Source organism: Photobacterium aquimaris, from assembly GCF_002954455.1.
Classification (GTDB): domain Bacteria; phylum Pseudomonadota; class Gammaproteobacteria; order Enterobacterales; family Vibrionaceae; genus Photobacterium; species Photobacterium aquimaris.
Genome location: NZ_MSCC01000004.1, coordinates 23,522 through 39,835 on the forward strand (window position 1 = coordinate 23,522; position 16,314 = coordinate 39,835).

The window sequence follows — 16,314 nt, forward strand, 5'->3', positions numbered from 1 at the left end:
CGGAGAATTAACCGAAGTCACCAGAAGCAAACTTAGTTGCTTTCGGTAGTTCTTGATCAGTTTCTTGTTGAGTAGTTTGAGTTGTGGTTTTTTCTTTAGCTAAGATTTTTACTTGTTCAGAACCAATATTGCTTTTCACCTTGGTCTTTGTTTCAAATTCAGCATCACAAGTATTTGTGTCACAGGTTTGAATATCAAAGGTCTTTGGTAGAAATTTATTAACAATACGCTTAATAAAAGCAAAGATTGTCAACAGATCATCACGCAACGTATAAGGAAGTTGAATTATCATTTTTGGAGAAAAATGACGCTCAAATTTCACTGTCATCTTTTCCGCGTCAAAATCAACGGGAACTGAGACAGTTAATTTATTCCAAATGTATCGACCAGCTAGGAAAACAGCGGCCATTGGTAGAATGAAAAGTATTAAGAACGTAACTAGAGTGAGTATAGATTGCATATTATATTACCTTGGATAAGTGGAGAGTTGGATTACGGAGCTTTCACCGGATGATGCTTTTATAAACATGAGTACGTTATGAGGTAATGACATAGCGCGTTCATGTGTACAAACAGTAGATGCAAGGTTATATAATTATAACGATGATAGTTAAATCTTAGAGAGTCATTCAGGACGGGAAACGTAGATAAGCATTAAAGCCTTAGAACTTAGCAAGAGATTTGCCGAGTCCCACAATGATATTTTCCAATGTATATGTTGTCAACAACTTAATATTGTAACTTACAATTTTAAATACGAATTATTTTTTACTTTTATTTCGATTTAGGAATTAACGTTGCTTGTTAAAAAGATGAATCAAAATGATAATGGACGCATTAAGTTACTAATTAGAGAAACTGAAAATGTTTGAATTTTTGTTTGATATTATTTGCCTACCTTTAGATTTGTTTTTCGGTTTACTTAACCACGTTTTTAGTAACTTGGTTGAGGCGATTATAGGTGTATTTCTTTTAATCGTAATGCTGTTTAATGCGTATGGTGAGAATATTAGAAGAAACATGCCAAGATTTTTCTGATGAAAATGCTCATTCCTGAAAGTAATCCATAAAAAAAGGAGCTTATTAGCCCCTTTTTTATTGTGCCGCTCTAAATATTTCTATTTATTTCCGTTACTCATCCCACTTTTAATTGCGGAAGAAGCTGCGCCAGTCACGCCTCCCGTAGCAGCACCAGCAGCCGAATTTAATGCAGCTTGTGATCCCTTACTGGTATCTTCTGAGGTTGATTCAGCCATTTGCATTGGAGCTATCATCTTTACACCTAACCAACCAACAAACATGTACCAGACACCAACTAATGTGTATGTGGCGTATTGACCTATAATTGTCATGGCTGCGAGAACATTCAATGAATCAGATTGTTCCATTGCAGAGTTAGACATAACGGCTGTATGCCTAAATGACAAAATCACTTCGTCTATAAGATTACCGAGTTCTAAGAAGAACCTTGAGAAATCAATAGCAAAATAAGCCACCAGCACAGTTAGTAATGTTTTAGGACTAAAGCCAGTAAAGAACAAAATTAAAGGAATAGAAATAATCAAGACCCCCTTAATTACTGAGATCACAAGTGGTGCAACTAGCTGATAGCCATGAACCTTTTGACTTTTGAACATTGAACTAATACTTGCAACACCACCATTCAGTACATGTCCTGCAGAATCCAAATCATCAAATGCCCCTTTTGTTAAAGACCACGCCATTTTTGCGTAATCAACTCCATCATTTGCAGCATTTTGCCAATCAGACATCGTTTGTGACGCTACATTTAGTATCGAACCTTTGTTATTAACGATATTAGAGAAAAGCAAACGGGTATTCTGTTCTTCACTATTTGTCGTATCGCCAACACTGATTGCCTTAAATTCATCCTTTGCATCACCATTACGAACGTCACTTCTTAGCTTATTCTTGATCTCATTAGCGACCTCAGCACACGTAACAACACCTACACCGTAATCCTCAGATGTACTAATGTTGGCATCATTAAATTGGATAGAACCAGTAGAGCCAGTCCAATTATTCTTACGAATTTTCATTAACATTGTGTTGCGATCACCCTCAACACCATCAACCTTGCCATTGTACATATCTGTAATATCTTTCGAGTCAAAAGCATAATCTTGGCCTTTGATTGATGCAGAACGTAAATTTTGATCTCTTGATTTACGATCTAGTGCTTGCGAATAACATTGTTTATTAAAATCTTTTACTAAATTTTGTAGTTTGGGGTTATCCGGCTCATAAGTCTCAATTTTCGAGAATGCATATCTCATTGATGTATGTGAAACGCAAGGTAAAGCAGCCACGGACGCATTAGTTAAACCAATACTTAACTGATTCATTAAACCAGTCGCAAGAGTTGGTGATGAAGCCGGTATCACACGAATAAACGGGTTATTTAAAAATGCGCTTTTATCTACTCCATTGAATATACCTAAGCCGTTTCTATTTGAATCTGCACCACCAGAACTACTTATAGAACCACCACCAACCAAACATGAGTAGTTCTTTACGCTAATAGAAGCTGGTGAAACTGAACCATTACTTGATAAGGGCTTACATGCAAACAGCATAACGACAAACATCGTAATAATACCGACCTCTATGTGTTTATAAGCCTGTATAGCAGAACTACCCTCGTCAACACCTTGCTTACGAGCTTGACCAATAGCCGCTATCATTAAAATGATAAATGGGATTAAAAATAGTTTTGTTGCTTCTAAAATTGACCAGATCTCACCTGACATATACGTTGCCAGCGGCAGCATAAATACATCACTAAGATCATTTGAAACCATTGTCATCATAATGAATACCTAAATGCTAAGACTGCTTGCGCCATTAGAGAGCTTACGATCTTCAATACGCTCAGATGTTAGTTTTTGTGCTGATGTTGTTGTGCTAGCACGGATCTTTAATTCCTCGTAATAATTCTTAACTGAATTATCGAGTAGTATTAATCGCTCTTTTGCAGTAGTAGAAATGGCTTCATTGTTAATTAACTTTGAGTTAGATAAACCCGTTAGGATTATCTGGCGTACTAAAACGATTTTGTTAAGAACACGGGCAGTTGCTAGCTCAGTAGAAATGTGATCTAACATTGCTTGTTGCATAACAGGCTTCTCACGACTTAGATTAAGGAACATATTTCGTGTAATTGGATACGTTGAAGCACTGATAGATTCAAGATCGCTTGTACGGATACTGTTAGGTTTGTAATTACGCATTAATGCGGATAATTGCCCTTTGGCTATAACGGCCTCAGCATCAATTAGCTGTGATACTGTTTGTGGTGGTGTTGATTTAACTGAATCACACCCCTCACAAGAACGCATTTCAACTTCACCAATAAGGTTGCGGGCAAAAGACTCTGCATCAAGCGCAGTTGGAAACTCTTTCTTTAGAACCGGCATAGCATTACCAGAACCACCGTTAACCACACCACGGCACAAACCAGTGCCAGACTCAGTTAACATACACCAGCCAGCTTTAACTGTTTGATTGACAACTTTTAATGCAGGTGTTGTTTTACCACCATATTTTTGACCATCAATACCTTTAACACCGCCATTACCATTCCGTAATTCTTTACTTTTCATAAAGGCACTAATATCAACTGACGTATTCGGACTTGCAGTATCGAGCAGCTTGTCACCCATAGCTAGTTTACCCATTACAGACTCAGGCGCGTTATCCACTAACAGATTTTGAACACCCTCACACGACTTTAGTGCAGATAAGTAATCGGTATAACCAGCGTCTACGCCATGTTGTAGAAACTTAAATAGCCCTGGGTTTGCTTCTTGAATAAGACGACTAGCCAAGCCCATAACCGCCCCTTTCGCGTTAGTAATAACTGCATCAAACATCGTTGAAAGATTACCTTGTGCAAACGAGCTGCCCACGGCAATTGCTGGACTGAATGAGCCACAAGAATTACTAATATTTACGTTTGCACGCGCAAGATTGTTGTACTGACTTTGTTCTTTGAGTCTATCTAGCTTGATATGACTAATACTACGGGCAAAATCATCTTCCGTAATAAAGGAAGTGTCTTGTGCCGCATGAGAGGAAACAGACACGGATAAAGACAAAGCAACCGCAAGGGCTATACGAGAAATATAGGATGGAGAATTTGAATTTGTTTTCATTATTATGCTTATCCAGTTTAATAAGATAAACACATTGTATGGTGTATGCGTTATCGCCCCTGTTTTAGAGCGACAACGCTATATCTTTACTCTGATATTGTTGTTTGCAAAATCAAGTCACTTACCAACCACCGATATATGCGCCCTTTCTCTCACAGCAAACATATTTACGCCACATTTGAAACACGTAGTTCCTACTATCTGTTTTGGGCTCATTTGTGCCAGCGTAATTACTCACACCACTAAAAGGCATCGTTGTACATTGCTTACCAGCGAATTTTTTTGGTAACAAGACTTTCCATTTACCATTTTGAAGATCGACTTTATTATCAAAGAATTGTTTGCCGTCCGTAGAGTTCCCCATTTTCATCACTGTATGAATACCTGACGAATTTGTTACCAACACACCAGCACGTAACGCTGATATAGCAGCACCTATAAATGGACTTGGATTTTCTGTTCTACCAATCCGAGGATAAAGCGATCCCCATAACGCACCAGCAGGGTTCGCGCCATAATCGTTGACTTGAACGCTCGCTTTGTCAGTTATACTCATATACGCATAACGAAACGCATTTACGGTTTCCCAAATCCCTAAACGCCACTCAATATCTGTAAAGGAATGCATGTATGTTTTGAATGGGGTTGCACCTGAATCGCAGTAACCGATCTGATTGTACATAGTGCCAATAATACTATCGTGCAGAGTAATCAATGGATTGCCCATTACATGAACATCATGGAAACCATCACCCTCAGAGTCATTGTTATTCATCTTGTTACCCTTGAGAGTAACTTTAGAAAATAATGAATTACCAAGTGACTTTGCCACCTTATTGTTGAGTTTGGCATAAGATGTTGGTGTATCGTTTATATCATGGAAAACCTCAACAATTGCATCTGGGCTATAGTGAGAAACTTTTAATGATGTTTTTACTGATACTGAAAAAACCTCAAACTTTAACCATATACAACCACCAGTAATCTTCCAATCAACACATTGCAAATCAAAGCCAGCTTTCCAATCATCGGCTAAAGAAGACTTGCTATCATCTTTAAGTGTGACTTTTTTACCACCGACAGTTGTAACAATTGTATTTGCATTATTATCCTCAGCAATCATGGCATCAAAACTATTATCACCTTGGCCAACAAACTGATTAACATCACTGTAGCGATCTTGATTGGAAAAAGAGGAATTATTAGTATCTACGCCAGAATTGTTGTTTGCCGCCATTACAGGAGCAGTAAGCAGAGTCATAACCAGAGTAATAGCATTTATTTTATTAAACATTATTACGCCCTACCTTTTTACGCCATTTTCTTACTGCATTAGAAACCATATCACCATAGACAACGTACTCACCATTAATTACTACGGCTGGCACACTTTTAAGCTCATAATTCATCGCGCTAGTAATACCAGTAGTGGTGTTCTTAAACGCCTTTTTATTTTCCTTTGCCCATTCAATAACACGTTCTTTAGCGAATCGTTTGTAATTCTGGAAACTACCAAAACGTTTCGGATCGTATTTAGGTATAGATTCCGTAGCCTGTTCACTTAAAACATCAATTTTATCAATAACATTAACAACCAATCCTTTAGAGTTTGGTTTGACGTTCACAACACTTGATACGGTTTCGTTTGTAGTAAACACTTCAACAGTTTTTGGGTTTGGTATTGAAGCGAAAGAGGACGAACTGAAACAGATAGTGGCGATGTATAGGATTTTGAATCGACTCATGCTTTCTCTACTACTCATTATGATTTAATGACCAGATATTAAGCATTTAATGTTCAAGGCATGGTTTTAGTATGTTTAGTGCTTATTTTTAAGTTAGATTTTGAAGATTACAAAATCAATTAGGTATGGCGGTTTTGTTATGACTATTTTTTGTTACTGCAAATCTTGTTGCGGTTCTGGTAGATATAATACCTATTATGTCAAACCGAGGGCGAAAGCATAAATTTACTTAATTTATAGGTTTGAAGGTTCATGGCAAAAAAATGATAGGGAGTAGACGAGTTAATGTATAATCAGCGCGGGTGCTCTTGGCTATCTAGTCTTGAGCAACGAACAAAAATGTTTTGTGATAGGCCAGATAGATGAAAGCCCCGTTAATTTTAAATCAACGAGGCCAACAAATGACTCTAGACAATTCATATGTTAGTGCCTCTCACTATAGGAGGCAAGTAAAAATGCCAAAAAGAAACTTCCCAACAGGATTACTAATTGTGTGTCTCACATTATTAGTTGCATTGGCACTCGTCAGGGATGACTTGTGTGAAGTTCAGTACCAGGATGGTACTAAACTCTTTAAGGCGGTACTTGCCTACGAAGTGAGATAATCTAGCCTAAATGGTGGGGCAATCATGCCTCACCATTTCAGGTTTGTTTGGTTACATTGCCAATGAGCACCCAATCCTCATACTTTAAAATCAGTCTCATTTAACATCACAAGTTTTATGCGTACTGAAGCGTCCAGATACAAAAAAGGCCACCGAGGCGACCTCTTAGAACTATTCAATTAAAATGCGTGATATCTTAATTGTCTTTAATCGAAAGTTTAATTGTATTTAACAATGTTCTATATTTTTTTCCTTGATATTCATTAAGTTGCTTTAGTTTTCCCACTTTTGAACTCACGGAACTAAATACTTTTAAGTAATTTTCATATGTACATTGTTTATCGACAAATAAAATATGAAGATTATGAACAGCACTTCTGATTAACTGTTTCTCGTCATGACCAAAACTAGGTCGCCGGCCATTAACCCCTACTCGATGCACTGTTTGGTATGTACCATTACCTAATACTTCATGCTTCTTTTTATTTGGCTCAAGGCCGTAATAACGAAGCATCCCATATATTAAGGCTATAACCTCACTAACTTTTGGCTTACTCATATAAGATTTAGCTGATACTGTAATATCATCCACATATCTAGTGTAAGTTAGTTCTTCCCTTGCTAGACGTGCAACTAGGATCGATTCTTTTTCCCACATTACTAGATTTGCTATATAACTACTGCAAATACCACCTTGTGGGACACTTCCATTTAAAGTTACTAAGTTTGTTAATGTCTTTGCTACGTTTTTAGGATAGTGAAATAAACGTATGAACATTTTTTCAACTTGCTCTGCTTTAATCGTAGGAAAAAAGTTAGAAATATCTTCACAGATTACAATTTTACTTTTTGTGTGATTTTTTATATTTGTAATATATGAACGACCGCTAATTGAACCATGCATGTATTGAGGGTATATGACTTTTTTGAATATTTGAGTCTGAATTTTTCGATGGATTACTTTTAGAGTTTTATAAGCATCATAGGTGATACGCTGACCTCCCGTTTTTTTTTGCTCAACTCTGGCAACGCGATAAAAATCAGACGCGTTATTGGATAAGTAAATAACTCTGTTTAATGGGATTTGAAGTAAACGAGCTAAAGCGTTAATACTGCCGATAGTTTTAAAGTTATATTTAGGAGTCAGAGTCATCAATTAATTGATACATAAGTTGTTCTATCTTTATGGTTAACTCATCACTCATAGGTAGGTCTTGATCTTGAGATGCGAGAAACATAAATACAGATGTTGGAATGTTTAGCGCTGCACACAAATCATCAACAAGGCCAAAGTTTGGTTCTCTCTTTCCCTGCTCTAAAAGGGTTATATAAGAGGCACTTTTCCCAATCCTATTAGCTAAGTCTTTCTTAGATAATTTTCTGTGCTTACGGCACTTTTCTAAAGTATTTGAAAAATTCATAATAAAAAAATTAATGGCTTACCTTACGGATTAAGAATAGAGAGTATAGTTTCAACAAATTTTGCTCCTTTATTGAGTACACCGAGTAACACTCCAAACGTTTCTAAAATGTCACGTTTTGTTGTTTCAGAAGATGTCTTCCCTTCAAGTTCTGCATTAATTTGGTTGAGTAAATTCTCGACCTTAAGTTTCGTATTGCTATCTATATCATCATGTTTCTCACGTAAAATTAATTCTAGTACTTCACGTGAGTTCTTTAAAATTTGAGTATTCATAAATAACCTTTCTATTCGATATTGGGAAAATCCCCTCCAAAAAATTTGCCGAACCGAATAAAATGATATAGATAGCGTAAACCATCATCTTTAGAACAATTTATTGTTCTTATGCCCTCCAATATAACTAATATTTTTTTTCTGTTAGCCTGTTAGCCTGTTAGCCTGTTAGCCTGTTAGCCTGTTAGCCTGTTAGCCTGTTAGCCTGTTAGCCTTAGAAATACTACTTAATATAAGTTACAACTCACTAGTACGATTCAATAAATGCCTAATATATTATGCTACATACATTATCTTCATTGACTTAACTGATTGCGTGAATTTGATGTGTTGGGTGACGTGGATTATCAATAAGATAATCGGCATTACTGCCAGTTACGATTCGAAAAAGGTCATTATTTTAAAGAACATCAGGACGAAACATCCTGTGATTTGAATTGTGACTCAAACGTGACAAATAGTCAATAGTTTACAAATAGTCAATTTATTAAAAACTAAAAATATTTACTCAATATCTGTATTTAATAACAATATGCATCTAATGTGATCCGATACCACGTAACGTCCAGATACAACAAAGGCCGCCTAAGCGACCTATTAAATTGTTAACATTTAATATTAAAAATTTATCTATGGACAAGACAATAGTCGATAAGCGTCTTTTGCATATCTTGTTTGTCACTAAGCATAAGCATGGCATAAACCATACTATTTGCTGCATCATAACGATAAACGATTTTTAGCCCGTCTGATTTGAATATACGGTAATCCACAATTCCAAAAAATTCTCTTATGTCTTGACATATCGGATACATTTCTGGATTTTCCAGTACAGTATATTCAAACTTTTCAATCAGCTTTTCAACTCGATCTATGACCTTATTGTCATTATTCCATTGGGTGAAATAATCAATAATATCAAAAGTTGTATTTTCAAATGTCTCTAAAATAACTAATTTTTTCACAGGCATATGACCTCGTTAATTTTTACGAGCAGCCAGCCTTTCCTTTAGTGATTCCATTGACGATGTACGACTTTGCTTGATATCAGATTCAGCAAAACTGAGCATCTTTATCATAGCAATGGCCTGCTCACGACGTTCATGTTCTTCATAAGAAGTCACAACGTAAGATGGCTTACCATTTTGCGTAATAGTCAATGGTTCAGATAATGGAAGAGCGGCTGCATTTTTTTTCAAAAAACTCACTGTCTCAATCATCACTATTCACCCTTACTATCAATTAACTCTATATATCCTTACTCTAACTTACAGAGTAATCACCCTTAAAAAACCATCGGCAACTCTAACGGTCACTCGATATAGCAAGTATAGCTCACCCACCCATAAGAGTCCATATTTAGCCCAAATAAAAACCGACACAAGTAGCGATCAATAAGCACTAAACGATCTTGTCTTTTATAGTTCTACTTTTCTTTGAAAACGGCTGTATTTAACAGTATGTATCTTATGCGAACTAACAAACCTAAATGGTTGCAACAAAGGGGCTACATCTGATGTCTGAAATTCATGTAACAGATGTTATGTGAAATCAGGAGTGAAATTCGTCGATATAGACTGATATTGGTGAAGTTGGTTTCAGCGGGATCGCTTGGTGATCACAAACGAGTTAGCTAAAGAGCTAACTCGTTATTGGACACAAACGTGTTAGCAACTCTACTAAATTAGCAAAAGATGGATTAATTTATGTATGGAAAACCTGACAGGGAAAAGGAATGTCCTACCCTCCAACTTACTCAAATTAAAATACCTTTTTACTTTCTTGAACGAAATTAACAGATTGAATTTTATGTTCTACTAATGTCCCATCACAGAATACGAGAACAGCATCATTAGAAAAATTATTAGTAAACTTGTTAAATCCCGACATCAGTTTATTTGGTCGGTTCGGTCTTTCATTATAAGGGCTATAGACGTCACCATTGCTATTGCAGACAACAGAGAATTCAGGGAAAATAACGACATTTGTACCGTTGTTTGAATCCTGTATTGAAGTAAAACAAACTCCATGGATCTGGTTATTATACTTATACCTCAAGTATTCAAAGAAGGATTGCGTTATTCTATATGTTTCTTTGTGCTCATTTTTGGCTGGACGAACAAGGTGATCGTATAGGGTTTTAGAGAACTCAGATGCTATAGAAATAGCATCAAAATCTTCAATAAATGGGTCGTTTAATAAGTAACCATGTGAGGTTATTTCTGTTAATGAAGACAAATCAAGTAACTTCAGATCTTTTATAGGGTTAAAACATCCACTAATTACAGTAGTGCCTGAATCACCTCTTACTTCTGCAAGACAAGTTTCTCTATCAAGAGCACCATAAAAGGCTGAGACGCCAGATGATGTCATTCTCTGTTCGGATGTCAATGCACACGGCGCAGGGCCAATTTGCCTGTATGGAGATTCAATTATGCTTTTCTTTTCATTATTAGAATTATAAATACGTGCTCGATATAATCTATCACCTTCTTTTAAAGTTCTTATGTGAGAATGGTTAATTTCACTCCCTTTTCTTAACGGAGATAACCAATAGTCATATGCATCAATTAAAGAGTTGTTTATATATCTGAACTCATAGTTGAGCCTATTAACCAATGAGTCCCAAAGTGCCTCATGATCTTGAATTTCACTATATCTGTTAGAGTCGGAAATTAAGCAGTACGGCCCATGTTCACTATCATTAGGCAGGTCTTCTACCAGTTTATCCAAAAAACGCTGGTCAGCCATACGAAAAAAATCATCATTACTGTATTGATAAGACCAAAAAACATTATCAATGAAATCAGCACTTGACTCAAACGTCTGTAAGTCTTCATTTGCATGGTAAAATAGAGAAGAAGTAGTTAATAAGTCATTTATTGGAACAAGAATTTTATCCAATTTATCATATATATATTTAAATATTAATTTATCATCAACACTGATACTGTTCTTTCCACAATAACCACATGTGTAATTATTTCCATTCTCATTGATGAAGTTTGAAATAGAGTCAAATTTTATGCAACTTCCACATATAATCATTCGCAATCCTTATAGACATTGACGTGCTAATCGACTTAGCAGGCCCATTTGGTACGCTTCAGCCCACATGTTAGCAAAGCTCCATGCGTTTAATAACACTAACACAGCTGCACGTTTAACTGTACATGCAACGCAATCATTCAGAGGTAATGCCATTAGCAAAAGTACGGAAGAAGGGGACAGAAGAAACTGCGTAGAACAACAACTCAAAATGATTTTGGGGCAAATGTGAGCTAACCACATTTGCTAGCTCGAAAGTGGACAGAAACTGTTTAGATTATCTGCTCTATTCAGGCTGGTTGATATTAGGAAAAGTAAGGGTAACCTTATGTTTGACTGTTCGGCATCACGATTCATGATATTTACTTATAATAAGGTGGCTTGGGTTTGTTCGAAATTTCGAACGATATCAGCTGTGCGACACATATCCTTATCTGTTAGGCGTTTTATGACTTGAATATTTTTAACCACTCTTCTTGGTCTGGCGACAATACGTCTAGATTAGCGTGAAACTCCAAGAGATTTACGTAAGGAGAAAGCTTACTGATGTATGCTAACCGTTCTGTGATATCCAACTGACCTTGCTCTAGCTCTGACTCTCCGATATCCCTAAGCCTTTCCAAATAAAATTTCATATTTCCTGAAAAATATGCAATCTCTACCAAAAGGTTCGTAGCAACAATAACAGCTTCATCAACTGCTGCCTCCCTCTGATTTCGTAAGTTAATAAAATACCTTTCTACTGATAGTCCCGTATTCATATAAGGCGCAAAAATCTTTTGTTCAATAGACTGAAAATGTCGTTCTAAAGCATCTTTCAAAGTATTTATTACAATCAACTTCTTATTAACAATTACGCTTTCCTGCTGAGATTTAAGGGTATTAGCAATATACACTAAAGCCATTACAGATAGTATTGGGCCACTCACACCACCAAAGTATGTCGCAAAATCAGCCCACGCCTTTGGGGTATAAGCCAATTCGTGACCTCCAATCAAACCAACACCAATCGGGTAACTGATTAAGACCACAATAAACAAAATCAGTGCAAATACTACAAGTTTCAATAGTTTCTCCAAGTCAAAACGATGGCGGCTAACAATATATCAATAAGCATTCTTACTTTCGCGCAAAAATATACTTATAAAATACCATTATCATACTCGATATAATCGTTACATATTATGAACTTGCTGGCACTTTCTTACATCTACCGATTTGAAAGAGGATGTAAAAAGTAAGAAATGTATTTAATTAGTCTTATTAAACACAAACCGAAATATTAAATCACCACGTTTCATTATAACTGTTGATATATACAGCAAATAAAACTAATCCAAAATCACGTTAATACGATATGAATGAGTATTTGCTCTGAATGATAATGGGGCATAAATGAGTTAGAGACACCTATTTATGCCTTGTTGTTCTGTGATTACTGCGGTCATTTTAGGGTATCCCCCAACGAAACCAGATTACATTACCCCTCAACCTGGATTGCAGAATTTAGAAACCACCTATAATAAACCAATTAAAGAAACCAGCTTAAATTGAACCAATAGGTGATGATAATGCTGATGCGTGCTTACTTTCGAGCATCCACGACCGAACAAGATGCCAATCGCGCCAAAAATGAATTACGTGAGTTTATTACCAGATTTAATAAACGCATAGCGGGTTATTACATCGAAAACCAATATAAAAAATGTCGGCCATAACCAGCATTTTTATTATTTACAGCGAGGATAAATTAGATAGCTACAACGTTTGCAGCTTGTAGACCTTTTTGGCCTTGTTCTACTTCAAAAGCAATAGCACAGAAGTGAACGAATACGTCAGCACCGCAGTTGTCTTGAGTAATAAAACCAAAACCTTTCGCTTCGTTAAACCATTTTACTAAACCAGTTGTTTGATTAAACATGTGATACCCCCTATATAGATGATTAATTAACTGCTAAGTGGTTAAATTATTAATGTTACTGCCAATACAAGGGAAACACTGAGATACAAAACGATAACGTTGATGTAGCTGAAACTTCAACTGTTACTTAGTGCTGCATTTAATAACTCTCTAAACAACAGAGCGGTATTTATTGTAAAAAGAACACCTAGATGCACCAAAATACAAAAAAAACGACCGGTACAACCGATCGGCTTATTCTGAACGCTAACTTATGATGCCTCGCGCTTTATCTAGTAGTTCACCTTTGTAAATCGCACCATCTACCATTTCATGCGGTAAACCCTTGGCTTTAAGATCTTGGCACAACTGCCCACGCTCTGCTTTTTCTTCTTTATCAGTCATAGCCAATGCCAATATACGACTTGGCGGTATGGCACGGAATAACGAAACAGTCTTGTTACTCAGTATCACGCCCTCCGTATATTTCTTATCTTCTTTACGACACGACTCCATCATTATTTGTTTTTCACTTGAGAAGTTTTTGAACTTAGCTATTCGCTCAATCTCTTTCTTACTTGCCAGCATTACTATGTACCATTCGATCATCGACAGCATCTTTTCAGATTCAGCAGGAAAATCGGTAATGTTTTGAGTAATCAACCAAGGACTAACACCAAGTTTACGGAACATCTTGATCATCTTAATCAAGAATGGTGCAAGTAATGGGTTAATAGTTACCAAGTGTGCTTCATCAATTAGTAAGGCAATCATTCGAACCAAATACTGATCGCGTTCAGCAAGGTTATTTACATATTGCAGAATACCCATAAAGGCAATCGCCATATGCGCTTCATAGCCCTCGCGTGTAAACGTTGCAAGGTCAATAATGCAAACGTCAACGTCAGGTATACCATCGCCCTCACTGTTAAATACATTACATTCAAATGTATTAGGTTCACACCAAAAGCCTAAGCCGCCAGCCATATCCGCAGCTTTCTTTCTACGTTCTTCGTTATACTCACCATGTCGTTGATTTGCTATATCATCTAACACTTCTAGGATATGTTGTGGACGCACCATTACCCCTGAATTATGGCAACGCTTTGCAGCATCAACAATGCTTCTACGTAGCATTTGACGGTCTGCACGGCGATACGATTCGTATTCACGAACTTCACCACCGGTGATCATCATTAGAGCAATAATCTCTAACTCACCCAAAATATCTCGTTCTACAGTTTCATCATCAAGATCTATTGCGCTATCTGTAATAGCATCTTCTTCTATCTTGTCTATTTCATGTGCGAAATCATCTACGATGTTGATTTTGCTATCTTCAATCTCAACTAACTTGTAAGCATCTGCAAACAAACATAGTGGAGTTACTTTATCTGCACTATAGGACATTTTGGCTGTTTTCAGCCCGTAACGGCTAAAGTAATCACCAAGAAGACCAAATGAATTACCTGGATCAAATATAAACATTCTTGGACGATAGATCGCCATTATAGACGTTGCCAAATAACAACTTGTTGCTGATTTACCTGAACCTGGAGCACCAAGAACCAATCCAAATGTATTATTTTCACGGTCATTTTTATTGAACGGATCTACGCATAATGGAGAACCGCCCCGATTAAAAAAAACATAGCACGGATTTTTAGTCCCAAGGTCACGACCATAGGCAAAAGATAGGTTTGCTACGTGCTGACACCAAATTGGCTTATGATAAATATATTTAGCATCAAACTCAGGGTTAAAGGCCATTGGTAAGCCAAACAAGAACGCTTTTACTGAGTAAGGATCATGGCGGTCAGTAAGCGGTTTCAAACCACAGTTATGTAACGTTGTATATGCTGAAATACAGCGTTTCTTTAGATCTTTTAAGTTTTTACCACGGATATACAAACCACTAAAGTTACGACAAATCAGATCACCACGCCCAACGCTTTGCGCTATTTGCTCTAATGCTTCACCTTTACGGCTTGCGCTTGTACTACCACCGTAACTTTTCTCAGATTGTGTTTGAATAATTCCATCGAACTCAACTTGAGGACAGATAACAGTAGTGGACGATAGAATAGCTCCTGTAGGTAAGCGATCTAACCCACACGATACCGTTTCAGACCCACTACCTAACTCACCATCGACAACCTCACCGGTTAACTGGCCAATACGAGGAATCGAACGTAAACCACCAATACGCATAAAACGCATTGGCTGATCATCAAACCACCAGCAATTATTCTTATTATCGCTACGCGGTGGTGACATTACCAGAGAGTTGCAAAGAGCATCACCAATTGGTAGCTCCCCGTCAGCTTCACGCGCTAAAATGTCATCATAAATACGATGAAAGTCTTTCTTCCCCATTTCTGGATCTGGATTAAACAAATCCAACAACCATGAGAAGAATGTCTTTGGTGTATCTTCCATCACGCGGAAGCCACCCGACTCTAAAGTTTGAATCGCGGTATCCATAACTTCATTAATTTCTTCTGCAGGGCAAAAATCCACATCGTTTGCATTGCTTTGCGTACAACGCCGGTAAATGATCAATTTAGTTTGACGATAACCACCGACAAAGGCCGATTTTGTTACCGCATTATCTATAAAAATACCATCTTGATTGTTGGCAATACCTTGCAAGTGTTTACGCTGCATATCTATATAGTGTTTTGTAAATTCTGTTCCTTGAGCGTGTGGTGCAGCGTAGTACTCCATTTCACCAGCAATACGGTCTATGTTTGGATCATCGTAACTGAATTGCTGAATAATCCATTGTCCCTCATGCCTCGCATACTGATGAAACGACTGCTCTAAAAATTCAGTTAGTTTGTCACGATAACGAATCAACGATTCAGTATCTCGCCCCTCAGTAGCGACAGGTTCAATGGTGTAAACCTTAGCGCGTGAGAACATATCTTCTAGGATAAACGTCTTGGTAGTATTGTCGTAACCAGCATAAGGCAGTAGATCAACAAAAGATGGTAGGTCACGATCATAGATACCTTGTACGTCTTTTTTCGTGACAGGCTTTCTTTCTGGTTGGATATTAGCTTTTTCCTGATCTGGTGCGCTTTCAACAGGGGCTTTATTAGCCCCACCTACTGTTAACGCACTCATTATTTTTTTTAGCATT

Annotated in this window: 16 protein-coding genes; 1 reads left to right on the forward strand and 15 read right to left on the reverse strand. The window is 37.0% G+C overall.

Annotation, left to right across the window (positions count from 1 at the left end; all coding sequences use genetic code 11):
* Positions 1-7 precede the first annotated feature (7 nt).
* The 5 genes from BTN98_RS17905 to BTN98_RS17925 form a co-directional block, all read right to left on the reverse strand.
* Positions 8-460 carry a hypothetical protein gene (locus BTN98_RS17905; protein ID WP_065190062.1) on the reverse strand — a complete coding sequence of 151 codons (453 nt, stop codon included), beginning with the start codon at positions 458-460 and terminating at the stop codon, positions 8-10.
* Between the two features lie 658 nt (positions 461-1,118).
* Positions 1,119-2,831 (reverse strand): conjugal transfer protein TraG N-terminal domain-containing protein, encoded by a 1,713-nt coding sequence (locus BTN98_RS17910; protein WP_065190061.1) that lies wholly within the window; start codon positions 2,829-2,831, stop codon positions 1,119-1,121.
* Between the two features lie 9 nt (positions 2,832-2,840).
* A complete protein-coding gene (locus BTN98_RS17915; RefSeq protein WP_065190060.1) occupies positions 2,841-4,175 on the reverse strand; it encodes a hypothetical protein in 1,335 nt (444 codons plus the stop codon).
* A 121-nt stretch (positions 4,176-4,296) separates the two neighbouring features.
* Positions 4,297-5,469, reverse strand: coding sequence for a TraU family protein (locus BTN98_RS17920; protein WP_065190059.1), 1,173 nt, complete (start codon positions 5,467-5,469; stop codon positions 4,297-4,299).
* A complete protein-coding gene (locus BTN98_RS17925; protein WP_065190058.1) occupies positions 5,462-5,920 on the reverse strand; it encodes a DUF1525 domain-containing protein in 459 nt (152 codons plus the stop codon). The genes BTN98_RS17920 and BTN98_RS17925 overlap by 8 nt, the downstream gene beginning before the upstream one ends.
* Positions 5,921-6,375: 455 nt before the next feature.
* On the opposite strand from BTN98_RS17925, the gene BTN98_RS17930 reads away from it, so the two are divergent.
* A complete protein-coding gene (locus tag BTN98_RS17930) occupies positions 6,376-6,525 on the forward strand; it encodes a Hok/Gef family protein (RefSeq protein ID WP_043128471.1) in 150 nt (49 codons plus the stop codon).
* A gap of 196 nt (positions 6,526-6,721) precedes the next feature.
* Here BTN98_RS17930 and BTN98_RS17935 read toward each other — a convergent pair whose 3' ends face one another.
* From BTN98_RS17935 to BTN98_RS17980, 10 genes are all read right to left on the reverse strand, one after another.
* Positions 6,722-7,678 carry a reverse transcriptase family protein gene (locus BTN98_RS17935; protein WP_065190057.1) on the reverse strand — a complete coding sequence of 319 codons (957 nt, stop codon included), beginning with the start codon at positions 7,676-7,678 and terminating at the stop codon, positions 6,722-6,724.
* Complete coding sequence (locus BTN98_RS17940) at positions 7,662-7,946, reverse strand: helix-turn-helix domain-containing protein (RefSeq protein WP_065190056.1); 285 nt, start codon at positions 7,944-7,946, stop codon at positions 7,662-7,664. Before BTN98_RS17940 ends, BTN98_RS17935 begins: the two co-directional genes overlap by 17 nt.
* Positions 7,947-7,969: 23 nt before the next feature.
* Entirely contained in the window at positions 7,970-8,221 is a 252-nt protein-coding gene (locus BTN98_RS17945; RefSeq protein WP_065190055.1) for a hypothetical protein, read from the reverse strand.
* Positions 8,222-8,847: 626 nt separating this feature from the next.
* On the reverse strand, positions 8,848-9,192 hold the full coding sequence (locus tag BTN98_RS17950) for a type II toxin-antitoxin system RelE/ParE family toxin (protein ID WP_065190054.1): 345 nt from the start codon (positions 9,190-9,192) through the stop codon (positions 8,848-8,850).
* Positions 9,193-9,201: 9 nt separating this feature from the next.
* Positions 9,202-9,441, reverse strand: coding sequence for a type II toxin-antitoxin system prevent-host-death family antitoxin (locus tag BTN98_RS17955; protein WP_065190053.1), 240 nt, complete (start codon positions 9,439-9,441; stop codon positions 9,202-9,204).
* A 541-nt stretch (positions 9,442-9,982) separates the two neighbouring features.
* Complete coding sequence (locus tag BTN98_RS17960; protein WP_065190052.1) at positions 9,983-11,269, reverse strand: RES family NAD+ phosphorylase; 1,287 nt, start codon at positions 11,267-11,269, stop codon at positions 9,983-9,985.
* Between the two features lie 9 nt (positions 11,270-11,278).
* Positions 11,279-11,425 (reverse strand): hypothetical protein, encoded by a 147-nt coding sequence (locus BTN98_RS20410; protein WP_156674906.1) that lies wholly within the window; start codon positions 11,423-11,425, stop codon positions 11,279-11,281.
* A gap of 290 nt (positions 11,426-11,715) precedes the next feature.
* Positions 11,716-12,336 carry a hypothetical protein gene (locus BTN98_RS17965; RefSeq protein ID WP_065190051.1) on the reverse strand — a complete coding sequence of 207 codons (621 nt, stop codon included), beginning with the start codon at positions 12,334-12,336 and terminating at the stop codon, positions 11,716-11,718.
* A 683-nt stretch (positions 12,337-13,019) separates the two neighbouring features.
* Positions 13,020-13,190, reverse strand: a complete 171-nt coding sequence (locus BTN98_RS17975) for a cold-shock protein (RefSeq protein WP_065190050.1) — start codon at positions 13,188-13,190, stop codon at positions 13,020-13,022.
* Positions 13,191-13,436: 246 nt separating this feature from the next.
* The gene (locus BTN98_RS17980; RefSeq protein ID WP_105030060.1) at positions 13,437-16,313 is read right to left on the reverse strand and encodes a conjugative transfer ATPase; all 2,877 of its coding nucleotides are present in this window, start codon (positions 16,311-16,313) and stop codon (positions 13,437-13,439) included.
* Between the last annotated feature and the right edge of the window lies 1 nt (position 16,314).